Origin of the sequence: Bacillus sp. FSL M8-0277 (genome assembly GCF_037975305.1) — a bacterium.
GTDB lineage: Bacteria > Bacillota > Bacilli > Bacillales > Bacillaceae > Bacillus > Bacillus pumilus.
In genome coordinates, this window is record NZ_CP150255.1 from 481652 (window position 1) to 499826 (window position 18175).

The window sequence follows — 18175 nt, forward strand, 5'->3', positions numbered from 1 at the left end:
ACATATGATAAAAATGTAAAAATAGAAAAAATAGGGGGATTCTACATGTTGAAAAAAATCATGGTGGCTGTCTTGTCCTTAGGTCTTTTACTAAGCGTTACACAAGTCGACACCCACACTGCAGATGCAAAAACAGTCAAGTCCTACAAAAACTGCAAAGCGCTGAACAAAGTCTATAAAGGCGGCGTAGCGAAAAGCAAAAACACGAAAAACAAAGGCGGCAAAACAAAGTACAAGCCGTATGTGTCAAAAGCACTTTACCAAAAAAATCAGCGACTTGACCGTGATAAAGACGGGATTGCATGTGAACGCTAAGCCAATGCGAAGAGACCTGTAACAAGGTCTTTTTTCTATGGGATCAAACTCGTCCCTTTGTGCCATCTCCCTCTTTATATTAAAATAAAGATAGTTACAAAAAATGATACAAAGAGGGGTACTCAATTTGTCCATTCAAGCTGATAAGAAAGACATCCGATTGATTGCCATTGATATGGATGGCACGCTGTTAAACAGTGAACACGTCATTCCAGAGGAAAATAAACAAGCCATTAAAGATGCTGAAGCAAAAGGGGTCCATGTGGTGATTAGCACAGGGCGGACGCTGATGACATGCCGAGAGCTGGTTGAGCCGCTTAAGCTGTCTTCTTACCTTGTGACAGCAAACGGAAGTGAAATCTGGGATTCAAACTTCCAGCTGATCGAACGAGATCTATTGCATCCTGATCATGTCCAAATGATGTGGGATCTAAAAAATAGGTACGAAACCGATTACTGGGCTTCCACTGTGGAGAAGGTGTGGAGAGGTGAATTCCCAGAACGAATTCATGACCACGAATGGCTGAAATTCGGCTTTGAAATTCATGACGATGACGTTCGTGAGGAAGTGCTCAATACACTGAAAACAAATGGTCATCTAGAGATTACAAATTCAAGTCCAACCAATATCGAAGTCAATGCAGCTGGCATTAACAAAGCGGCAGCTCTTGCAAAGGTAGCAGAACGCATTGGCTGTACGATGGACAATGTCATGTCGCTTGGCGACAGCCTAAATGATATGGCCATGATCCAAGAAGCCGGATTAGGCATTGCGATGGGAAATGCGCAAGAAGTGGTAAAAGAAGCCGCTGATTGGATTACAGCTCCTAACACAGAACACGGTGTAGCAAAAGCCATCCAGCATTGGGTGTTGTCTAAATAAAGAACATGATGAAAAAGCGAGAGGCGATATCCTCTCGCTTTTTTATGTCCTAGTTCTATTGTTATGTTTTCTGACAATGTCATGTGCAATCTATCCAAAATTGATATAATCAATATAAATTCGAATATTCGGACTTTATGTTCCGTTATTCGGAACAACAAGGAGGGATCCTATGTATCAAGTAGATATCAACTGTGATTTGGGAGAAAGCTTTGGTCAATATACTATCGGTTCGGATGAACAAATTTTAGAATATGTCACCTCAGCCAACATCGCTTGTGGTTTTCATGCAGGAGATCCAACAGTCATGAGAAAAACCGTCAGAATGGCACTGGATAAAGGGGTCCGAATTGGCGCGCATCCGGGTCTGCAAGATTTAGTCGGATTTGGCAGACGTCCAATGGCGATTTCAGCAGAGGAAGCCTATGATCTCGTCGTCTATCAAATTGGCGCTCTATCAGCCTTTCTCAAAGCAGAAGGCGGCACGATGCAGCATGTCAAGCCACACGGCGCCCTGTACAACATGGCGGCTAAAAATACTGAATTATCTGAATCGATTGCGAAGGCTGTGTATCATGTCGATCCAAGTCTTGTATTATACGGGCTTTCAGGCAGTGAACTTGCGATAGCAGGTGAGAGAATGGGTCTTCAAGTGGCGCATGAAGTATTTTCTGATCGGACCTATCAATCAGACGGGACGCTGACATCCCGCCGCGAACCACACGCACTCATTGAAGACGATGAACTGGCCGTTCAGCAGGTCGTTCGTATGGTGAGAGAAGGGAAAGTTCATACCGTTCAAGGGGAAGACATTTCGCTTAAAGCGGATACTGTCTGTATTCACGGAGACGGCATCCATGCGCTCCAATTTGCCAAAACTATTACATCAAAGCTAAAAGAAGCGAGCATTCATCTCAAAGCCTTTCAATAAAAATCGTCATCAAAGGGGGAAACAGCATGAAAAAAGAAGAAGTCAAGCACACGAAGGCACCAAAGGGGAACCGGTCTATGCTGATGGGCGCAGCCTTTTTAATGGCGACGTCCGCCATCGGACCGGGATTTTTAACACAAACGACTGTCTTTACACAGCAGCTGGCGGCTAGCTTTGGGTTTGTCATTCTCATCTCTATTTTGTTAGATATTTTTGCGCAAACCAATGTATGGCGCATCATCGCCGTGTCAGAAAAACGAGGGCAGGATATTGCAAATATGGTTCTGCCGGGTCTCGGCTATGTCCTGGCCGTTTTGATTGTCATTGGGGGACTTGCCTTTAACATCGGAAATATCGCTGGTGCTGGTCTCGGTTTTCAGGTCATTTTCGGAGTCGATCCGCGAATCGGTGCAGGGGTCAGTGCTGCTATTGCTATTCTGATCTTTGTGATCAAAGAGGCTGGAAAAGCGATGGACCGTTTCACACAGATAGCGGGTTTTGTCATGATTGGTCTGATGCTGTATGTGGCGATTTCAACAGCACCGCCAGTTGGAGAAGCGGCAGTGAGAACATTTGTCCCAGAGAAAATTGATATTTTATCCATTGTGACACTTGTAGGCGGAACAGTAGGCGGCTATATCGTCTTCGCTGGCGGACACCGCTTGCTGGATGCAGGTATTAAGGGGAAGGAAGCATTGCCCCAAGTGACGAAAAGCTCTATTTTCGGTGTCCTCATTACGTCCATCATGCGTGTAGCACTCTTTCTTGCTACATTAGGAGTTGTCGCAAAAGGCTTGCAGATTGATCCATCTAACCCGCCTGCCTCTGTATTTCAACTAGCTTCAGGAAATATCGGATATAAAATGTTTGGCATTATTATGTGGGCTGCGGCAATTACGTCCGTCATTGGAGCAGCATATACATCAGTTTCCTTCTTTAAAACCTTCTCGCCAAAAATTGAGCAAAATCAACGTGGCATTATCATCGGCTTTATTGCCCTCTCGACCATTTGTTTTATTACGATCGGAAGACCTGTGAACATATTGATATTAGTTGGGGCAATCAATGCATTGATCTTACCGCTCGCGCTTGGCACCTTGCTGGTAGCGGCTTATAAGAAAGACATTGTTGGGGATTATCGACATCCATTCTTTTTGACAGTATCAGGCGCATTTGTAGTTGTCATCATGGCAATGATGGGCGGATATACCATCATCAATGAAATTCCAAAACTATGGAGCTGAATCGAATGAATATCTATCAAACATATGAGCCTTCACAGATCAGAGAGTTGATTCGTAAAAAAGAAATCACAGGGCCAACGGCAGGCCTAGCAGAGGGATATGCTCAAGCCAACTTAATGATCGTCAAAAAGGAACTTGCCTTTGATTTTCTGTTGTTTTGTCAGCGCAATCCGGCTGCATGCCCCTTGCTTGATGTGCTGGAGCCGGGTGATCCAGTGCCGAGACGGTCTGCACCTCATGCGGATATTCGTACGGACTTTCCTAAATACCGTGTTTACCGAAAAGGGATTCTTCAAGAAGAGGTGTCGGATATCTCTGCTTATTGGGAGGACGATATGGTTGCCTTTCTCATCGGCTGCAGTTTTACGTTTGAGCATGCGCTCATGCTGAATGATATCCCTGTTCGCCATATTGAAAACGGCCATAACGTTCCGATGTATCAAACGAATATCGCTTGTGAAAGGGCGGGGGCATTTCATGGCCCGATGGTCGTCAGCATGAGACCCATTCCGGCGCATCAGATCACAAGAAGTGTACAAGTGACGTCTAGGTTCCCGTCAGTTCATGGTGGCCCCATTCATATAGGTGACCCAGCGATGATCGGAATTGACAATGTGGATCAGCCGGACTTTGGAGAAGAATCTGTGATCAAAGAAGGAGAGGTCCCGGTGTTTTGGGCATGTGGTGTGACGCCGCAAGCCATTGTCATGCATACAAAACCAGACATTGCGATTACCCATGCACCTGGGCATATGTTCATCACAGATCAACGAGATCAACAGCTTGGTGTGCTTTAGAAAGAGAGGGGTCCTCAAGTGGCATTTTCAACAATAAAAAATTCTATCACCTTTCACCCGTTAGGAGATGCAGCGATTGTTATTCAAGCAGGAGCAGACATATGTGAAGAAATTCATGAGCGTGTTGTGCAGCTGTTTTCTTGTATTGAACAGCATCCATTTGCCGGATATGTGGAAGCTGTTCAAGCCTTTACAAACGTGACTGTTTTCTACGAGCCGTATACCGTTTATCAATCTGCCCATCTTCAACAACAAGATTTGTCCCCCTATGAATGGGTGAAAAGCTATATTGAAACACTCCTTGAAGAGAAATGGCAGGAGGGGGTTCAGGCTAAGCGCCGCACCATCGACATACCGGTCTGCTACGGGGGAGAGCTGGGTCCTGATTTAGAAGAAGTCGCCCGGATCAATCATTTAACACCAGAAGAAGTCGTGCGTATTCACATCGCAGGGACGTATCTTGTCTATATGATTGGATTTGCACCAGGGTTTCCGTTTTTAGGCGGGCTTTCTGAAAAGATCGCAGCCCCGCGCAGGGAAACACCGAGAATGTCCATTCCAAAAGGATCTGTCGGCATTGCGGGAAAGCAGACCGGCGTTTACCCGATTTCCACACCTGGCGGCTGGCAGCTCATTGGACAAACACCGCTGCCACTCTTTCGTCCAGACGAGAAAGTCCCAAGTCTATTGAGAGCAGGGGACGAGGTCAGATTTGTCCAAATGTCTGAAAAGGAATTTTTCAGCATGAAGGAGGCAGAACGTTGAGTATTCATGTCATCAAGCCAGGTATGTTCACAACCATTCAAGATAAAGGGCGGAAAGGCTATCAAAAGTATGGCGTCTTAACGAGCGGCGGCATGGATGCGCTCTCGCTTAGAATTGCCAACATTCTCACAGGCAACGAGGAAAACGAAGCCGTACTGGAAATCACATTAATGGGGCCGGGTCCTGTGTTGACGTGTCAAAAGGATGCGCTTATTGCAGTAACTGGCGCTGATGTAGAGATCGACATCGATGGAGAGCCAGCCCCTTTATGGAAACCGCTCTTTGTTCGATCAGGAAGCACGCTCATCTTTGGTCCTTGTAAGAGGGGCTGCCGCTCTTACCTTGCTGTGGCGGGTGGATTCGATGTGGAGCCCGTCATGGAGAGCAAAAGCACCTATGTGAGAGCAGGAATCGGTGGACTGAACGGACGTCCGCTTGAAAAAGGAGACGTCCTGTCCATTGGAAAGCCATCACTCGTAGCAAATCGATTGTCTGATAGACTCAAAAGCAATCTGAAACAGGCGGCGTACAGCGCACCCGATTGGACTGTAAGTTATACGCATTTTTTACCGTTGCGGAAATCGCCCGTGATTCGGGTGCTGCCAGGGAGACACCTTTCTTTTTTTCAAGAAACATCTCAACACACCTTTTTTGAACAGCCTTACCAGGTCACGCCTCAATCAGATCGCATGGGCTGCCGCTTGAAGGGGGAGCCGGTTCATTTAAAAGAAAAGCTTGAATTGATTTCAGAGGCGGTTGCCTTTGGTTCTATTCAAATTCCTCCTGACGGTCACCCGATTATTCTGCTGGCAGATCGGCAAACAACAGGCGGATACCCACGGATTGGAGAAGTTGCGACGGTCGATCTGCCGCTCATTGCACAAGCGATGCCTGGGGCGAATTTGTATTTTAAGCGAATCGATCATCAGGACGCAGAGCAGGCGCTATTTAAACAAGAAGCAGAACTAAAGGAGCTGGGTGCCAGAATCAAGCTGGAAGCCTTCGTTTAGAAAAAGGGGATGGACATGCAGAACACAAATAAAACCGTCGTGAAATCAATGGAGATTTTGCGGCTGTTTATCACACGTGACCAATTAACATTGAATGAAATGATTGAACTTTCCGGCATGCCGAAAACGTCTGTGCACCGGATGGCGAGCTCGTTAAGCGATATGGGATTATTAGAAAAGCAAGATTCAGGTGCTTATCGGTTAGGACTGATGTTTCTAGAATACGGTCAGCTTGTGGCGGACCGCCTTGATATTCGGAGAATTGCGAGACCATTTATGGAAGGCTTGCGGGATGAAGTGGGAGAAGCTGTACAGCTCATCGTTCGTGAAGGAGACGAAGCCATTTACGTGGATAAAATTGAAGGGACGCAGCCTGTTCGTCTCTACACCGCCGTCGGCAGGCGCTCTCCTTTATATGCGGGTGCTTGTGCGAGAAGTATTCTCTCCTTTTTGCCAGAGAACGAGAGACTTGCCTATATCGATTCGATTGAGCTAGGGAAAATCGGAATCGGAACCATTACAGATAAAGAGGTTCTTCGAAACATACTGGAAGAATCAAATGAGCGGGGGTATACGTTAAGTTATTCGGAGCTTGAAAACTATACAGCTGCGGTTGGAGCACCTATATTCAATCACCTTGGGGAAGTCGCAGCAGGAATTAGCATTGCTGGGTTTGAAGCGGGTTATCAAAAGGAACGTCTTCCATACTTAATTGAACAAGTCAAAAAAGCCGCGAGCGGTATCTCCAGAGAATTAGGCTTTCATCTAGATAAATAAAAAGCCAATGACCGTTAAGATCATTGGCTTTTCGCGTTCAGTTTATTAGAAAGTTTTACCTAAAGCTTTTGCACGTTCGATTGCATCTGCTTTAATTTGCTCTGCTTTCGCAGGTTCAGCATTGTGACCTTCAACGATAAGACCTTCGAAAGAAGGAATTCCGAAGAAGCTCGCAATTGTACCAAGGTAACGGTGGCCTGCTTCAAGTTCAGCAGCAGGACCTTCAGTGTAGTATCCGCCACGTGCTTGGATGTGTAGAGCTTTTTTGTCTGTTAATAATCCAACAGGACCTTGCTCTGTGTATTTGAATGTTTTACCAGCTACAGCAACAGAGTCGATGTATGCTTTAAGAACTGGTGGGAATGAGAAGTTCCAAAGTGGTGAAACAAATACATATTTGTCAGCAGAAACGAATTGATCGCTTAATTCGTTTAGGCGAGCAACCTTCGCTTGCTCTTCAGCTGAAAGTGTATCGAAACCAGCACCTGATTGCAGCTTGCCCCAGCCAGCGAATACATCTGCATCAATGTGAGGGATGTTTTCTTTGTACAAATCGATATGTACAACCTCGTCACTTGGATTTGCTTCCTTATAAGATTCGATAAATGCTTTAGCAGTAGCCATACTGTAAGAAACTGTTTCATCATGCGGATGTGCAGTGATGTATAAAACTTTTGCCATGTTCATTCAATCCTTTCTGTTTCAGTGATTTTTTTAGCGTATCCCAAAGATACACTGAATATGTGGCATCTTTAATCATAGTGGAATGCTACGAAAAAGATGTAACAAGCACAGTTACATAAAAACTGATATTTTTATTGTAATCACAATGTAGTTTGAAGTCAAGGTATAAAGTCTCGAAATCAAGATAAAAAGTTTGTCAATTTTTCTGGAACGCATGCAGGTGCAAATTTCATGATCTCAACCTATTCTTATTGAACAAAAAATCAGTCGATCTCGCAAGTAAAGAGTTTGTAAAGACGTCTCATGAAAAAAAGATGAATGCCTCTAAGTCATCTGCTACAAGCATCTGTTCTCCGATTTCGTATATATAAGAGAAGGCAGGAGAGAGTGAGGGATAAGAGTGGGACGATCCTATGTTGCGATTGGAGATTCCTTAACAGTTGGAGTGGGGGCACGTTTATTTGGTGGAGGCTTCGCAGAGCGGTATCAGTGGATGCTTGAAAAAAAGACACATACGCCAGTCGAGCTGTCTGTATTTGCAAAGTCAGGGTTAACAACAGATCAGATTTTACAGCTGTTCAAACGATCTGATGTGAGGCGTGCTATTGCAGCAGCTGACATCATCACCATCACAGGCTGTGGGAATGACCTTGTTCAAGCGATTCAGCAGTATGAAAAGGGTGAAGATGAAAAGAAATTGCTGCAAGCGACGCTGCATTGCCAAGCAAATTTCAGCAAAATGATTCAAGAAATCGCTCAGATCAAAAGAGGGCAGAAGCAGCCCTATTGCGTGTATCTCATGAATTTATATAATCCTTTTCCGCAAATACCTATAGCCGGGCGGTGGCTTGAGCAATACAATCATCAGCTTCGCTCGCTTGCTGCAAATCCGCATGTAGAGGTTGTGGATGTGTACCGGGCGTTTGAAGGACATGAAAATGAGTACTTATCGATTGATCAATTTCATCCGAACCATAAAGGATATGAAGCAATGGCAAAAGCATTGTTTCAACAATCCTGTAAACAGCTGTAATCCATTGGGATTGCAGTTTTTTTCATCCTTTTAAATGAAGGAGGGTTTCGATATGATAAAAGAAACGAAAGCGAAAGAGGTGTGCAGGCATGGAGGAAATCAGTGCATATTTTCAAGAAATGAAAGGAACCGCTTATGAAGTGGGAAAGCAGCAGGCTGTCTGGATGAAGAAAAAGCAATGGCTACAGACACAATACATTCGAACAGAACCGCTTGCAAAAGAGGCTGTGAAAGAAACGAAGCAGCTGATGCGCCCTTATCTTCCTCAGTTAGAAGAAGAGATTGCTGGATTTTGTGATGAACTGCAATTAGATGAGCGCTATTTGACCTTTTTCTATTCATCTCATCTACAGCCAGGCTGTTCCCACTGCGTGAGGCAGGGAAATATGGAGACAGGTCAACAAACGGTCATGCTGCGTAACTATGATTTCTCTCCGATATTTGATGATATGCGTCTTGTGACGACACATGTGAAGGGCTTGGCATATCATACAGGCTCGTCGCTGCTTTTGTTTGGCAGATCTGATGGGATGAATGAGCATGGTCTTTCTGTCACATTCTCTGCATGTGGTCCGCCGGTTGGAAATGAACCCGGTTTAAAGCCTCCAGCAGTTGCCGGCTTGCAAGTGTATCATGTGATTCGATCTGTTCTGGAAACCTGTAGAACGGTTGAGGAAGCCATTCGCTCTATTCAGGAAATGCCCGTTGCCTCAAATGTCCACCTCATGCTTACTGATCGAAAAGGAGAAGCGGCTGTGATTGAAATCATTGATGGCCGTAAAATGGTGAGAAGACCGGAGGAAGGTTATATTGCAGCCACAAATCATCCGCTTGCTGATCAAACAGCAAAAGGGGTGACGAAACATCATTCTGTTGTCAGATATGACATGCTAATAGAGGCATTAAAAGAACAACAAACAAGTGATTCTCTTGTTAAGCTGTTTCAGACAGAATATCCTGATGGTCTGGCTGTGCACAATTATGAGGAGCTGTTTGGAACAATGCGAACCGTCATCTTCCGTCCGGAAGAAGGAACGATGGATTATTGCTTTGGCTCTCCAATATACAATCCGACGTATTCTTTAAAAGCTGGGGGTTCACTGCCTTTTCATGAACAAAAGGTTCAATTTCATCAAAAGGATTATGGACCGTCATTTTGGAGAAATGTATGATCAGACGTTGTATTTAATTTTGTCACAGCTGATGTGCCAAAGTCAGATCAACTTAAGATTGCATCTTTTGTTGAAAGCGTTTTATATTAGGGTACGACAATAGACCTATTTTTGCAGAAGGAGGCATTTCATGTACATAACGGCACGAGAACAGAAGATCATCAAATACATCATTCAGCAAAATCGTTATGTCACGATTCGTGAGATAGCCGATTCTGTTCAGGTGAGTACAAGAACGATTCATAGAGAACTAAAATCGATTAAACCCATATTAAAGAATTATGATCTTTCACTAGATAAACAGCCGGGGAAAGGCTTGAAGGCAGTCGGTGAACAGGAGGATAAACAGCGGCTTCTTGCTCATATGTCAAATGAGGATCAAATTGAATATAGCTCTGATGAACGGAAGCTCTTAATATTATGTGCGCTGCTTGAAGCAAAGGAACCGGTGAAATTATATACACTCGCTTCCGATTTGCAGGTCACAAATGCGACGATCAGCTATGACTTAGATGAACTGACGGAGTGGATCGCGCCATACGGTTTGCAACTGATCCGAAAACGCGGGTATGGCATTGAATTAAAAGGACCGGAGGAAGCAAAACGAAAGATTGTCGGCAACCTCATTGTCGACCGGCTCGATATTCAATTATTTTTAGAAACGATTGAAATGAATATCAAGCAACGAACGAAAGCGACGGAAAAAGTGTTTGGCGTTGTCAGCAGAGGGCAGCTGCTCAAGGTAGAAAGACTTCTCTTTCATTTGAAAAATCGACTGTCACTCTCTTTATCTGATAGTGCCTATATTGCGCTTGTCGTTCACTTAACCTATGCTATCGAACGGATTCAGCTTGGCGAAACCATTCGAATGGAAGAGGAAGAGCTGCTTGAACTAAAGCGCACAAAAGAATTTGAATCATCTCTGCGAATCGCAAGAGCACTTGAACGCATGTTTAATGTCGAAATCCCTGAAGCAGAGGTTGGATATATGACCATCCATCTGCGCAGTGCAAACCGCAGCTTTGGGGCAGAATACCGTATTGATGAAATCGAACTGGATATCGCGATTAGAACGAAGAAGCTCATTGATTTTATTTCAAATAAAACTGGCTATCATTTAAATGAGAATGATTCATTGTATGAGGGACTCGTGTCTCATCTTGAACCTGCCATGAACCGTTTAAAGGAAAAGATGAGAATCTACAATCCACTTACACAACAAATTAAAAAGGACTACTTTTTACTTTTCATGGCGATTGAAGAAGGAGTCGAACGTTTCTTTCCAGAGATCGAATTTCCAGAGGATGAAATCGCCTTTATTGTGCTTCACTTTGGCTCAGTGCTTGAGATCAAAAAAGAAGAAACGAACATTCATGCATTGGTCGTGTGCTCAAGCGGGATCGGTTCCTCTAAAATGCTCGCATCTCGGTTAAAAAAAGAATTGCCAGAGATCGCCGAATTTGATCTGTCTTCCTTGATGGAGCTAAAAGAAATCGATGCATCAAGCTATGACATGATTGTCTCGACCGTCCCTATCCCATATGAGCATATCGATTACATCATGGTCAGTCCGCTCTTAAACGAGGATGATGCTATGCGTGTGAAGGCTCATATTAAACGAAAGATCCCTTATATGATTGAGAAAAAAAGGATGAAAGAAGCTGCCAAAGAAGCGGTACAAGAATCCGTTAATATGATGGCGGTTGCAGAGCGGGTGACGAATTACATGTCTGTGATTCGCAGCATCTTGTCCCATTTCACCATCGACAATAGAAAGGCGATGCCGCAGCATGAGGCAACAATCAGGCAGCTGCTTCGTCAGCTTGAAGAGGAAGGATTTATCACACATGCGGATGAGGTAGCAAGTGGTTTACTAGAACGTGAACAGCAAGGTGGTTTAGGGATTCCTGGTACAGAATTTGCTCTTTTTCATTTAAAGCATACGTTCATCAAGGAACCAATCTTTCATATTTATGATCTTGATCAGGCATACGAGGTCAAAAGCATGGACGGCGGGCAGCAGCAGATGTCACGAATGCTCATGATGCTGGCGCCGCTAGAGCTAGGCAAGGAAGGGTCAGAAATGTTTAGTCTGATCAGTTCATCCATCATTGAAAGTGAGGAAAGCATGACGCTTTATGGTCATGGGTTAAAGGAAGACATTGAACAGAAATTGCATCAGCTGTTCTATCAATTTGTCAAAGAGGCAAAGTGGTAAGAAAAAAGCCGAGAGCTTATTCGCTTCTCGGTTCAGATTGTAGACAAAGGGCTAAAATGATTTTTATTTTAGCCCTTTGTCTTCTTTTCAGCGTGATAGAAAACCTTTGCAGTCTAGGAAGGGCGAGCACCGGAGCGAAGCGAATTTGACATTCGTGAGCACCGAAGCGCAGACCTGACAAAGAATGCGAGGGTTTGTCTACACGCTGGGCCGAGAGCTTATTCGCTTCTCGGCTTTTTGGCTGTGACACAGATAGCAAGCGTTGGACGAATTTCCACATACTCAACAGAAAAATGGTCAAACCCCGCAAACTGTAAATCATTCAATATGTTTTCACCCATCTCTTTTGTCCGGCTCGCATCAGCACCTTTTTCTCTTGGCTGCATCACAATGACGAGTTTTCCGCCGGGTTTCAACGTGTGATAAAGGTTGAGTAGGCCAGTCTTTGGATCATCCCAAATCGTAAAGTTGTTCACAGACAGTACTTTGTCATACTGCTCTCCCGGCAAACGTGTTTTCTCGATTTTTCCTACATACAGCCGGACCTGTTTGTCTTTTGACCGTTTGCTGACGCGGGATTTTGCTTGCTCCTGCATGGTGGAGGAAGCATCTAGTCCATCTATATGGAGACCTTCATAATGCTTAAGCATATGCTTGATGCTGTAGCCGGGTCCATAGCCGATTTCCAAAATGTTTTCACCATCTGACAAATCTAAATGCTGGATCGCCCACTGATTCAGTGCTTTATTTTCATTTGCCATAATGAAACCTGCAATGCTTCCGAGCCAGCCTTTTGGTTTGCTAAAGGTTTTCGAAATGGTTGACAGCATGTGAGAACGCTCCTTTTTAATGATCATGTAACCGATTTTATCCATCTTGAAACATGCCGAATTTCAAAACGCATCAGTGCCGCACCGGGATGTTTGAGTGAAAAAGTGAGGTGGTAATGAAAGGATACATCAACAAATCAAGGAGGAGCTTACACATGGATTTATGTGAATATTTGACAAATGGCATTCCGCGCCAAACACAGGATCAGCAGCCAGGCAGTGAAAGGGAAATGAATCCTGCGCCGATCTTTGAGGATGAATCATATCAAGGGTCTGGCAAGCTCAAAGGGAAAGTCGCACTGATTACAGGCGGAGATAGTGGAATTGGACGTGCTGTGTCTGTTGCCTATGCAAAAGAAGGGGCACACGTCGCCATTGTGTACTTAAATGAACATGAGGATGCAAAGGATACGCAAAAGCGCGTAGAACAGGAAGGCGTCAAATGTTTAACGATTGCAGGAGATGTCGGTGACGAAGCCTTTTGCGAGAAAGCGGTAGAAAAAACAGTTGAAGCCTTTGGGCAATTAGATATTTTAGTGAATAATGCGGCTGAACAGCATCCGAAAGAACGGATTCAGGATATATCTAGTGAACAGCTTCACCAAACCTTTAGAACCAACTTCTATTCCTATTTTTATTTTACAAAGAAAGCACTGGATTACTTAAAACCAGGAAGTACAATTATTAATACAACATCCATTAACCCATATCGAGGCAACAAAGTGCTGATTGATTATACGGCGACAAAAGGCGCTATCAATGGCTTTACGCGTTCTATGGCACAGTCGCTTGTGAAGGATGGGATTCGGGTGAACGGTGTAGCGCCAGGTCCAATTTGGACGCCGCTCATTCCATCTACATTTGATGAGGATCGTGTGGAAAGCTTCGGGGCAGAAACCCCAATGGGAAGACCAGGACAGCCTGTAGAGCATGTCGGCTGCTATGTGCTGCTTGCTTCTGACGAATCGTCTTATATGACAGGACAAACACTTCACGTCAACGGCGGTTCCTTTATGAATACATGATCAATAGCGCACCGCCCACCTGATTGGGCGGTGTGTTTAGTATTTCTTGCGATTTTTCTGCACAGATGAGACAGACCATACGATAATGCCCACAACAACTGCCGCAATGACAAGTGAACTTAAATGGAACATCGTTTCATGATGCATGTTCAACTTCTCCCTTCATTGAGCCTGTTTTCTATAGCATCAGCCAGAAGATCTCTTTTTATGAAAAACACATTTCTTTGTTTAATGAATGGATTGTCGTGGAAACCTAAGAGTACGGATGAAATTTGAAGGAGTGAAACGATATGTCACAAGAAGAATTAAAACAAAAGGTACTCAATCTATTAGATGAACAAAAGGTCGGAACACTAGCGACCGTTGAACAGGATAAGCCGCATACCCGCTACATGACTTTTTTCCATGAGGGACTGACATTATATACACCAACGAGCAAAGAAACACATAAAGCAGACGAAATTGAAAAAAACCCGAATGTCCATATTCTCATTGGTTATTCAGGTGAAGGATTCGGTGACACGTATGCAGAAATCGCAGGTACCGCCACATTAACCGATGATCCAGAACTGATCGACCGCCTTTGGTCTGAGGAGATGGAGAAATGGTTTAAAGGAAAAGATGATCCGAACCTAGTGATTCTGAAGATTGATCCAACATCTATTCGTTACATGAATGAAGGAAACCGTACTCCAGCTGAATTATCACTTTAACACTTGCGTAAGATGGGGGGATGTGTTATAGTTTTATATTAAGTGTTGAAATAAGCAAATAAATAAAGAAAGTAAACTTTCTTTTTTCTATGACATAATGAGAAGCAATAGAGCTTCTACTAGATAAGAACGAGACGCTGTCAAAGCGAACAAACTTATTCTTTTCCTTCTGCACCCGCCCCCTATAAAAGCGGAAGAGTGGAAAAAAGACGTTTTGATTTACAATTCACACTGGCACGGCTTCGGAGCCGTAAGGACGAATGAGAGGTAGGGCTTTCGTTGTCTTGTTATCCAGAACTTCCATGGCGTTTACTTTCAAACGTAGGTTCACTCGGAACACATATGACACACTGATATGATCGAATCTTAATTCATACACTCCGTAACGGAGATCACACATTGATTATTTATTTGCATGAAAAAAGCAAGAAAAAGGCTGCCATCTATTTGGCAGCCTTTTTCATTGGATTCATTTCATGATCACTCACTTCTTCCTTTCTTCTGATAACGCCAAATCTTCTGAATAAAAAAGAACATCACCGCAAACAAAATAGAAAAAATGAACATGTCCAAGAGTGTCACGCCTCTATTAGGGTGCACAATGCCAAACCAAACCCATTGCAGAACAAAAGAGATAGCAAAATAACTAATGGATTCTTTCATGATTTTCCCCCTTTCATTTATTTTTTTGACCTTTTAGCCATAACAGCCAAATGAAGAAGGAACCGATGATACATGATAGTAAAGTGATGGGCGGCAAGGTATGCCAGCTAGTCAGCCCCTTTACAAAACACATATAAAAAAAGAAAATGGAAATGGATACGAGCACCCATTGCTTGAACCAACGGGGAACACGCAGCCAAGCCGCTAGAATGATCGATGATAGCTTACTCATTGTGATAACATCCTTTTTTCGAATCTGATTAGATTTTATCGCAAACTACCAAGTTTGTAAAATATGGAACTTAAAGGCTGGAATGGTATTCTTCTAGCATGAAACATTCTCGTTGCACTGACGTATAAGATAAAGGAACCTCATGAAAGGAAGCGATCAAGTGAAAAGAATACCAGTGATTTTTCTCAGATATATTGTCTTCTTTATTCCAGCGATCATTCTTAGTGTCTTGGTGTGGAACCATTACCAAGATGATTTGTCAGCAGGGAAAGTGACGGAATATGACGTCAAACGAATATTTACATTTGATGAAGGAAAACGAGTGGTGAGTGCTGTATCAAAAGACCAGCAGCTCCATTTTGAAATGTATGATCCTCAATCAGGAAAAAGAATCAGTGAATGGACGACAGCAAGCGATTCGTTTAATGAAATGCTGCCATCCATTCAAGGTAACAATCTCTTACTTGCTTTAAAAAATAAAGACGGGCAGCTGTTGATCGAGAAACTAACGCCAAGCGGAGAAAAGAAAGAGCTCGTTAATCAAAATCTACAGATACCCTCGTTTTTAAAAACGAATACATATCAATGGAATGGACGGCTCGTGTTTACAGGAGAAATGGAAGGCGCCGCTGCAGTCCTTGGTGAGCTAAAGGATGGTCAGTTTCATGTGCACAATCTAAGCGAGCTAAAGCTGCCAGCAAGGCCAGTTTCCATCGATGTCGTCATGAATTCCTTTAGAGGACAGACCCCTATTCCTATATTTGAATTGACTTTGAAAAATGACCAGAAGGCATATGTCAGCGGAGTCTCAAACGATAAGAATCAGCTTGGGGTCTATGTCTCCAAAAACGCTGAACCGTTTAGCCTCATTGAAGATAAAGTGGAGCAGCAGCTGGAAAAAACGATCGGAACATCCCAAAATGTTGCAGTCGCTGTCGAATCTAACTATCCAAAAAGACCAAGGAAAGTGAATGCAGAGGGAAGGCTTGGGGAAGTCGTCCCAACACCAAAACCGATTTATCAAACCCTTATCTACCAGCTTAATGAGGAAGAAGTTCTTCTTGCAGGCTCTACAGCAAAGGACGAAGCAAAAGGCAAGCTGACTGGTTATATTTATAACCACCGCACGAATAAGACAACGTCCGTCAGCAAGCTTTTGCAGTCGTTTTTATATGAAACGTTACAAAGAGAAGGACTCTCTTTCAATAAAAATGTGAAAAGCGATTGGATCTATTATTCAATCGACAATCAATTAACGGGTGCATTTGAGACGAAGAGCAAAGAGCTAAAGGAATTTCCTTTGAAAAAAATGATCTCAATCGAAAACGCCAGTCCTGCTCACCAAACGTCTGTTGACACCTTTATGCAATATGTCATGAAAGGAGGACCGCTCATTCTCAACTGGGCGATATGGCTGTTTATTCCACTGCTGTTATTTGTGCTAGCCATCTTCCTGCCGCCGATTTTGAGACTGGTGAGAAAGAACAAGATGAAAGACAGTGTCACATTAGAAGCCAATATTGTATCTGTCAAAGAAACGGGTACTTACATCAACGAACAGCCGCTTGTCAAAATGCAGCTGCAATTTCAATATGATGGGGAAAATATCGAGAAGGCAGCTAAAACGGTTGTATCCTACACCCAAATACCGCAGCCGGGTCAGCGTATCGCCATTCTCTACAATCCGAAGAAGAAAAAGGCGATGCTCTTAAAAGAGGGGGACTTCTCACAGACAAGTGAGCCAAAGTTCATCAAAGGCGCTGTTTTAAGAAATATAGAATCATATGGAACCGTAGGACGAGGCACTGTCTTATCGCTTACATTTGAAGCAGATCAGAAAAGGTATACCATTCCGATGATTCAAGCCGCTGGTTTTGAATTTAGAACAGGAGAAAAAGCCGACCTCGTCGACATTAGCGGTCAGTTGAAAATGGCAGCCTATGGCCATGAAGTTCGGAATCGATCGGGGAAAGACGTGACATTAACAGGAACCATCCAGCGGGTGAAGCAATATCCAGTCACGATTCATGGTCAGAAGCCGATCATGCTAGATGTGACGGTTTCTAGCGGAGATCAGTCCATCACAAAAACGGTCAGTCAATTCATCCCTGATCATATGGAGGTCGCGCCAGGAACTCAAATCACGATGCAGACAAAACAAGAAGAGCTGGATAAAGAAATCAGTCTCATGCAAGAGAAACAAGGAAGTGCAAAAGTGACCCATGTCGCATTTGCTGGTGTCATCGGCAACCAGTCGCTAGCGATCATTCAGATTGAGCGAGATGGCATGATGTATGAAGTGAAACAGCCAATCGATCCAATCACCAGCGTACTGCCAGGTGATGAATTATGGGTGGCATATCACGAAATGACGCGTCAAGCAGCCATAGTGAAATATGCCTCGATTTAAAAAATAATTCAGTGTGTAGAAAAAGGGCTAAAACGAATTTCGTTTTAGCCCTTTTTGATTAAGCTTTTGTATCATACTGGCGGAGCACCTTATCATAGGCGAAGTTGCCGAAAGGAATGAACGCCGCAAAAAAACCAGCGATCGACCATTTCAAATGCCAGCGAACTTTAAAGGTCACATATGCCAAAATCAGCATATAGATGACAAACAATGCGCCATGAAGAGAGCCTACAATGGTGACTGCCATCGGAATATCCGCAAAATATTTCAGAGGCATGGCAATTAAAAGAAGGGTTAAAAGAGACATACCCTCAATAAAACCCGCCTTTCGAAGACGGCTAATACTTGTATGCATAAACAAATCCTCCTGTATAAAAGCTAGTTTCTCATCTTCTAATATAAACGAAAGATCGTCTGGACATGCTAAAATCTACGAAAAATTCAAAATATGTTCATGTAATGCTTAAAAAATG

Annotated in this window: 19 protein-coding genes; 14 read left to right on the forward strand and 5 right to left on the reverse strand. The window is 43.6% G+C overall.

Annotated elements, in window-relative coordinates; genetic code table 11:
- Positions 1 to 45 precede the first annotated feature (45 nt).
- From MKZ05_RS02350 to MKZ05_RS02385, 8 genes are all read left to right on the forward strand, one after another.
- The gene (locus MKZ05_RS02350; RefSeq protein ID WP_339161223.1) at positions 46 to 315 is read left to right on the forward strand and encodes an excalibur calcium-binding domain-containing protein; all 270 of its coding nucleotides are present in this window, start codon (positions 46 to 48) and stop codon (positions 313 to 315) included.
- Positions 316 to 442: 127 nt separating this feature from the next.
- A complete protein-coding gene (locus tag MKZ05_RS02355; RefSeq protein WP_003214460.1) occupies positions 443 to 1198 on the forward strand; it encodes a Cof-type HAD-IIB family hydrolase in 756 nt (251 codons plus the stop codon).
- A 172-nt stretch (positions 1199 to 1370) separates the two neighbouring features.
- On the forward strand, positions 1371 to 2129 hold the full coding sequence (locus MKZ05_RS02360) for a 5-oxoprolinase subunit PxpA (RefSeq protein WP_003214363.1): 759 nt from the start codon (positions 1371 to 1373) through the stop codon (positions 2127 to 2129).
- Positions 2130 to 2155: 26 nt separating this feature from the next.
- A complete protein-coding gene (locus tag MKZ05_RS02365; RefSeq protein WP_050945512.1) occupies positions 2156 to 3373 on the forward strand; it encodes an NRAMP family divalent metal transporter in 1218 nt (405 codons plus the stop codon).
- A 5-nt stretch (positions 3374 to 3378) separates the two neighbouring features.
- Positions 3379 to 4170: a putative hydro-lyase gene (locus MKZ05_RS02370; RefSeq protein WP_339161228.1), complete on the forward strand. Its 792-nt coding sequence runs from the start codon at positions 3379 to 3381 to the stop codon at positions 4168 to 4170.
- Positions 4171 to 4188: 18 nt separating this feature from the next.
- A complete protein-coding gene (gene pxpB, locus MKZ05_RS02375; RefSeq protein WP_339161231.1) occupies positions 4189 to 4935 on the forward strand; it encodes a 5-oxoprolinase subunit PxpB in 747 nt (248 codons plus the stop codon).
- Positions 4932 to 5945 (forward strand): biotin-dependent carboxyltransferase family protein, encoded by a 1014-nt coding sequence (locus MKZ05_RS02380; RefSeq protein WP_339161234.1) that lies wholly within the window; start codon positions 4932 to 4934, stop codon positions 5943 to 5945. Before pxpB ends, MKZ05_RS02380 begins: the two co-directional genes overlap by 4 nt.
- Positions 5946 to 5960: 15 nt before the next feature.
- Positions 5961 to 6722, forward strand: a complete 762-nt coding sequence (locus tag MKZ05_RS02385; RefSeq protein ID WP_339161237.1) for an IclR family transcriptional regulator — start codon at positions 5961 to 5963, stop codon at positions 6720 to 6722.
- A gap of 45 nt (positions 6723 to 6767) precedes the next feature.
- Here MKZ05_RS02385 and MKZ05_RS02390 read toward each other — a convergent pair whose 3' ends face one another.
- Positions 6768 to 7403 carry an FMN-dependent NADH-azoreductase gene (locus MKZ05_RS02390; protein WP_003214444.1) on the reverse strand — a complete coding sequence of 212 codons (636 nt, stop codon included), beginning with the start codon at positions 7401 to 7403 and terminating at the stop codon, positions 6768 to 6770.
- Positions 7404 to 7806: 403 nt separating this feature from the next.
- Here MKZ05_RS02390 and MKZ05_RS02395 point away from each other — a divergent pair, with 403 nt between their 5' ends.
- The 3 genes from MKZ05_RS02395 to MKZ05_RS02405 all read left to right on the forward strand — a co-directional run bounded on the left by MKZ05_RS02395 (position 7807) and on the right by MKZ05_RS02405 (position 11829).
- Positions 7807 to 8439 carry a GDSL-type esterase/lipase family protein gene (locus MKZ05_RS02395; protein ID WP_253621848.1) on the forward strand — a complete coding sequence of 211 codons (633 nt, stop codon included), beginning with the start codon at positions 7807 to 7809 and terminating at the stop codon, positions 8437 to 8439.
- An 89-nt stretch (positions 8440 to 8528) separates the two neighbouring features.
- Positions 8529 to 9611, forward strand: a complete 1083-nt coding sequence (locus MKZ05_RS02400) for a C45 family peptidase (RefSeq protein WP_310026056.1) — start codon at positions 8529 to 8531, stop codon at positions 9609 to 9611.
- A 130-nt stretch (positions 9612 to 9741) separates the two neighbouring features.
- A complete protein-coding gene (locus MKZ05_RS02405; RefSeq protein WP_339161241.1) occupies positions 9742 to 11829 on the forward strand; it encodes a BglG family transcription antiterminator in 2088 nt (695 codons plus the stop codon).
- A gap of 218 nt (positions 11830 to 12047) precedes the next feature.
- On the opposite strand, the gene MKZ05_RS02410 is transcribed toward MKZ05_RS02405, so the two are convergent.
- Positions 12048 to 12659, reverse strand: a complete 612-nt coding sequence (locus tag MKZ05_RS02410) for a class I SAM-dependent methyltransferase (RefSeq protein WP_339161244.1) — start codon at positions 12657 to 12659, stop codon at positions 12048 to 12050.
- 155 nt (positions 12660 to 12814) lie between these two features.
- Between MKZ05_RS02410 and MKZ05_RS02415 the strand changes: the two genes are divergently transcribed.
- A complete protein-coding gene (locus tag MKZ05_RS02415) occupies positions 12815 to 13684 on the forward strand; it encodes an SDR family oxidoreductase (protein WP_339161246.1) in 870 nt (289 codons plus the stop codon).
- Positions 13685 to 13974: 290 nt separating this feature from the next.
- On the forward strand, positions 13975 to 14397 hold the full coding sequence (locus MKZ05_RS02420; protein WP_003213986.1) for a pyridoxamine 5'-phosphate oxidase family protein: 423 nt from the start codon (positions 13975 to 13977) through the stop codon (positions 14395 to 14397).
- Positions 14398 to 14877: 480 nt separating this feature from the next.
- On the opposite strand, the gene MKZ05_RS02425 is transcribed toward MKZ05_RS02420, so the two are convergent.
- Both MKZ05_RS02425 and MKZ05_RS02430 read right to left on the reverse strand, forming a co-directional pair.
- A complete protein-coding gene (locus tag MKZ05_RS02425) occupies positions 14878 to 15060 on the reverse strand; it encodes a hypothetical protein (RefSeq protein ID WP_106051290.1) in 183 nt (60 codons plus the stop codon).
- Positions 15061 to 15073: 13 nt separating this feature from the next.
- Positions 15074 to 15292, reverse strand: coding sequence for a hypothetical protein (locus tag MKZ05_RS02430; RefSeq protein WP_003214476.1), 219 nt, complete (start codon positions 15290 to 15292; stop codon positions 15074 to 15076).
- A gap of 160 nt (positions 15293 to 15452) precedes the next feature.
- On the opposite strand from MKZ05_RS02430, the gene MKZ05_RS02435 reads away from it, so the two are divergent.
- Positions 15453 to 17702: a hypothetical protein gene (locus tag MKZ05_RS02435; protein WP_339161251.1), complete on the forward strand. Its 2250-nt coding sequence runs from the start codon at positions 15453 to 15455 to the stop codon at positions 17700 to 17702.
- A 58-nt stretch (positions 17703 to 17760) separates the two neighbouring features.
- On the opposite strand, the gene MKZ05_RS02440 is transcribed toward MKZ05_RS02435, so the two are convergent.
- Positions 17761 to 18057 (reverse strand): DUF3817 domain-containing protein, encoded by a 297-nt coding sequence (locus MKZ05_RS02440; protein WP_003214125.1) that lies wholly within the window; start codon positions 18055 to 18057, stop codon positions 17761 to 17763.
- Positions 18058 to 18175: the final 118 nt, after the last annotated feature.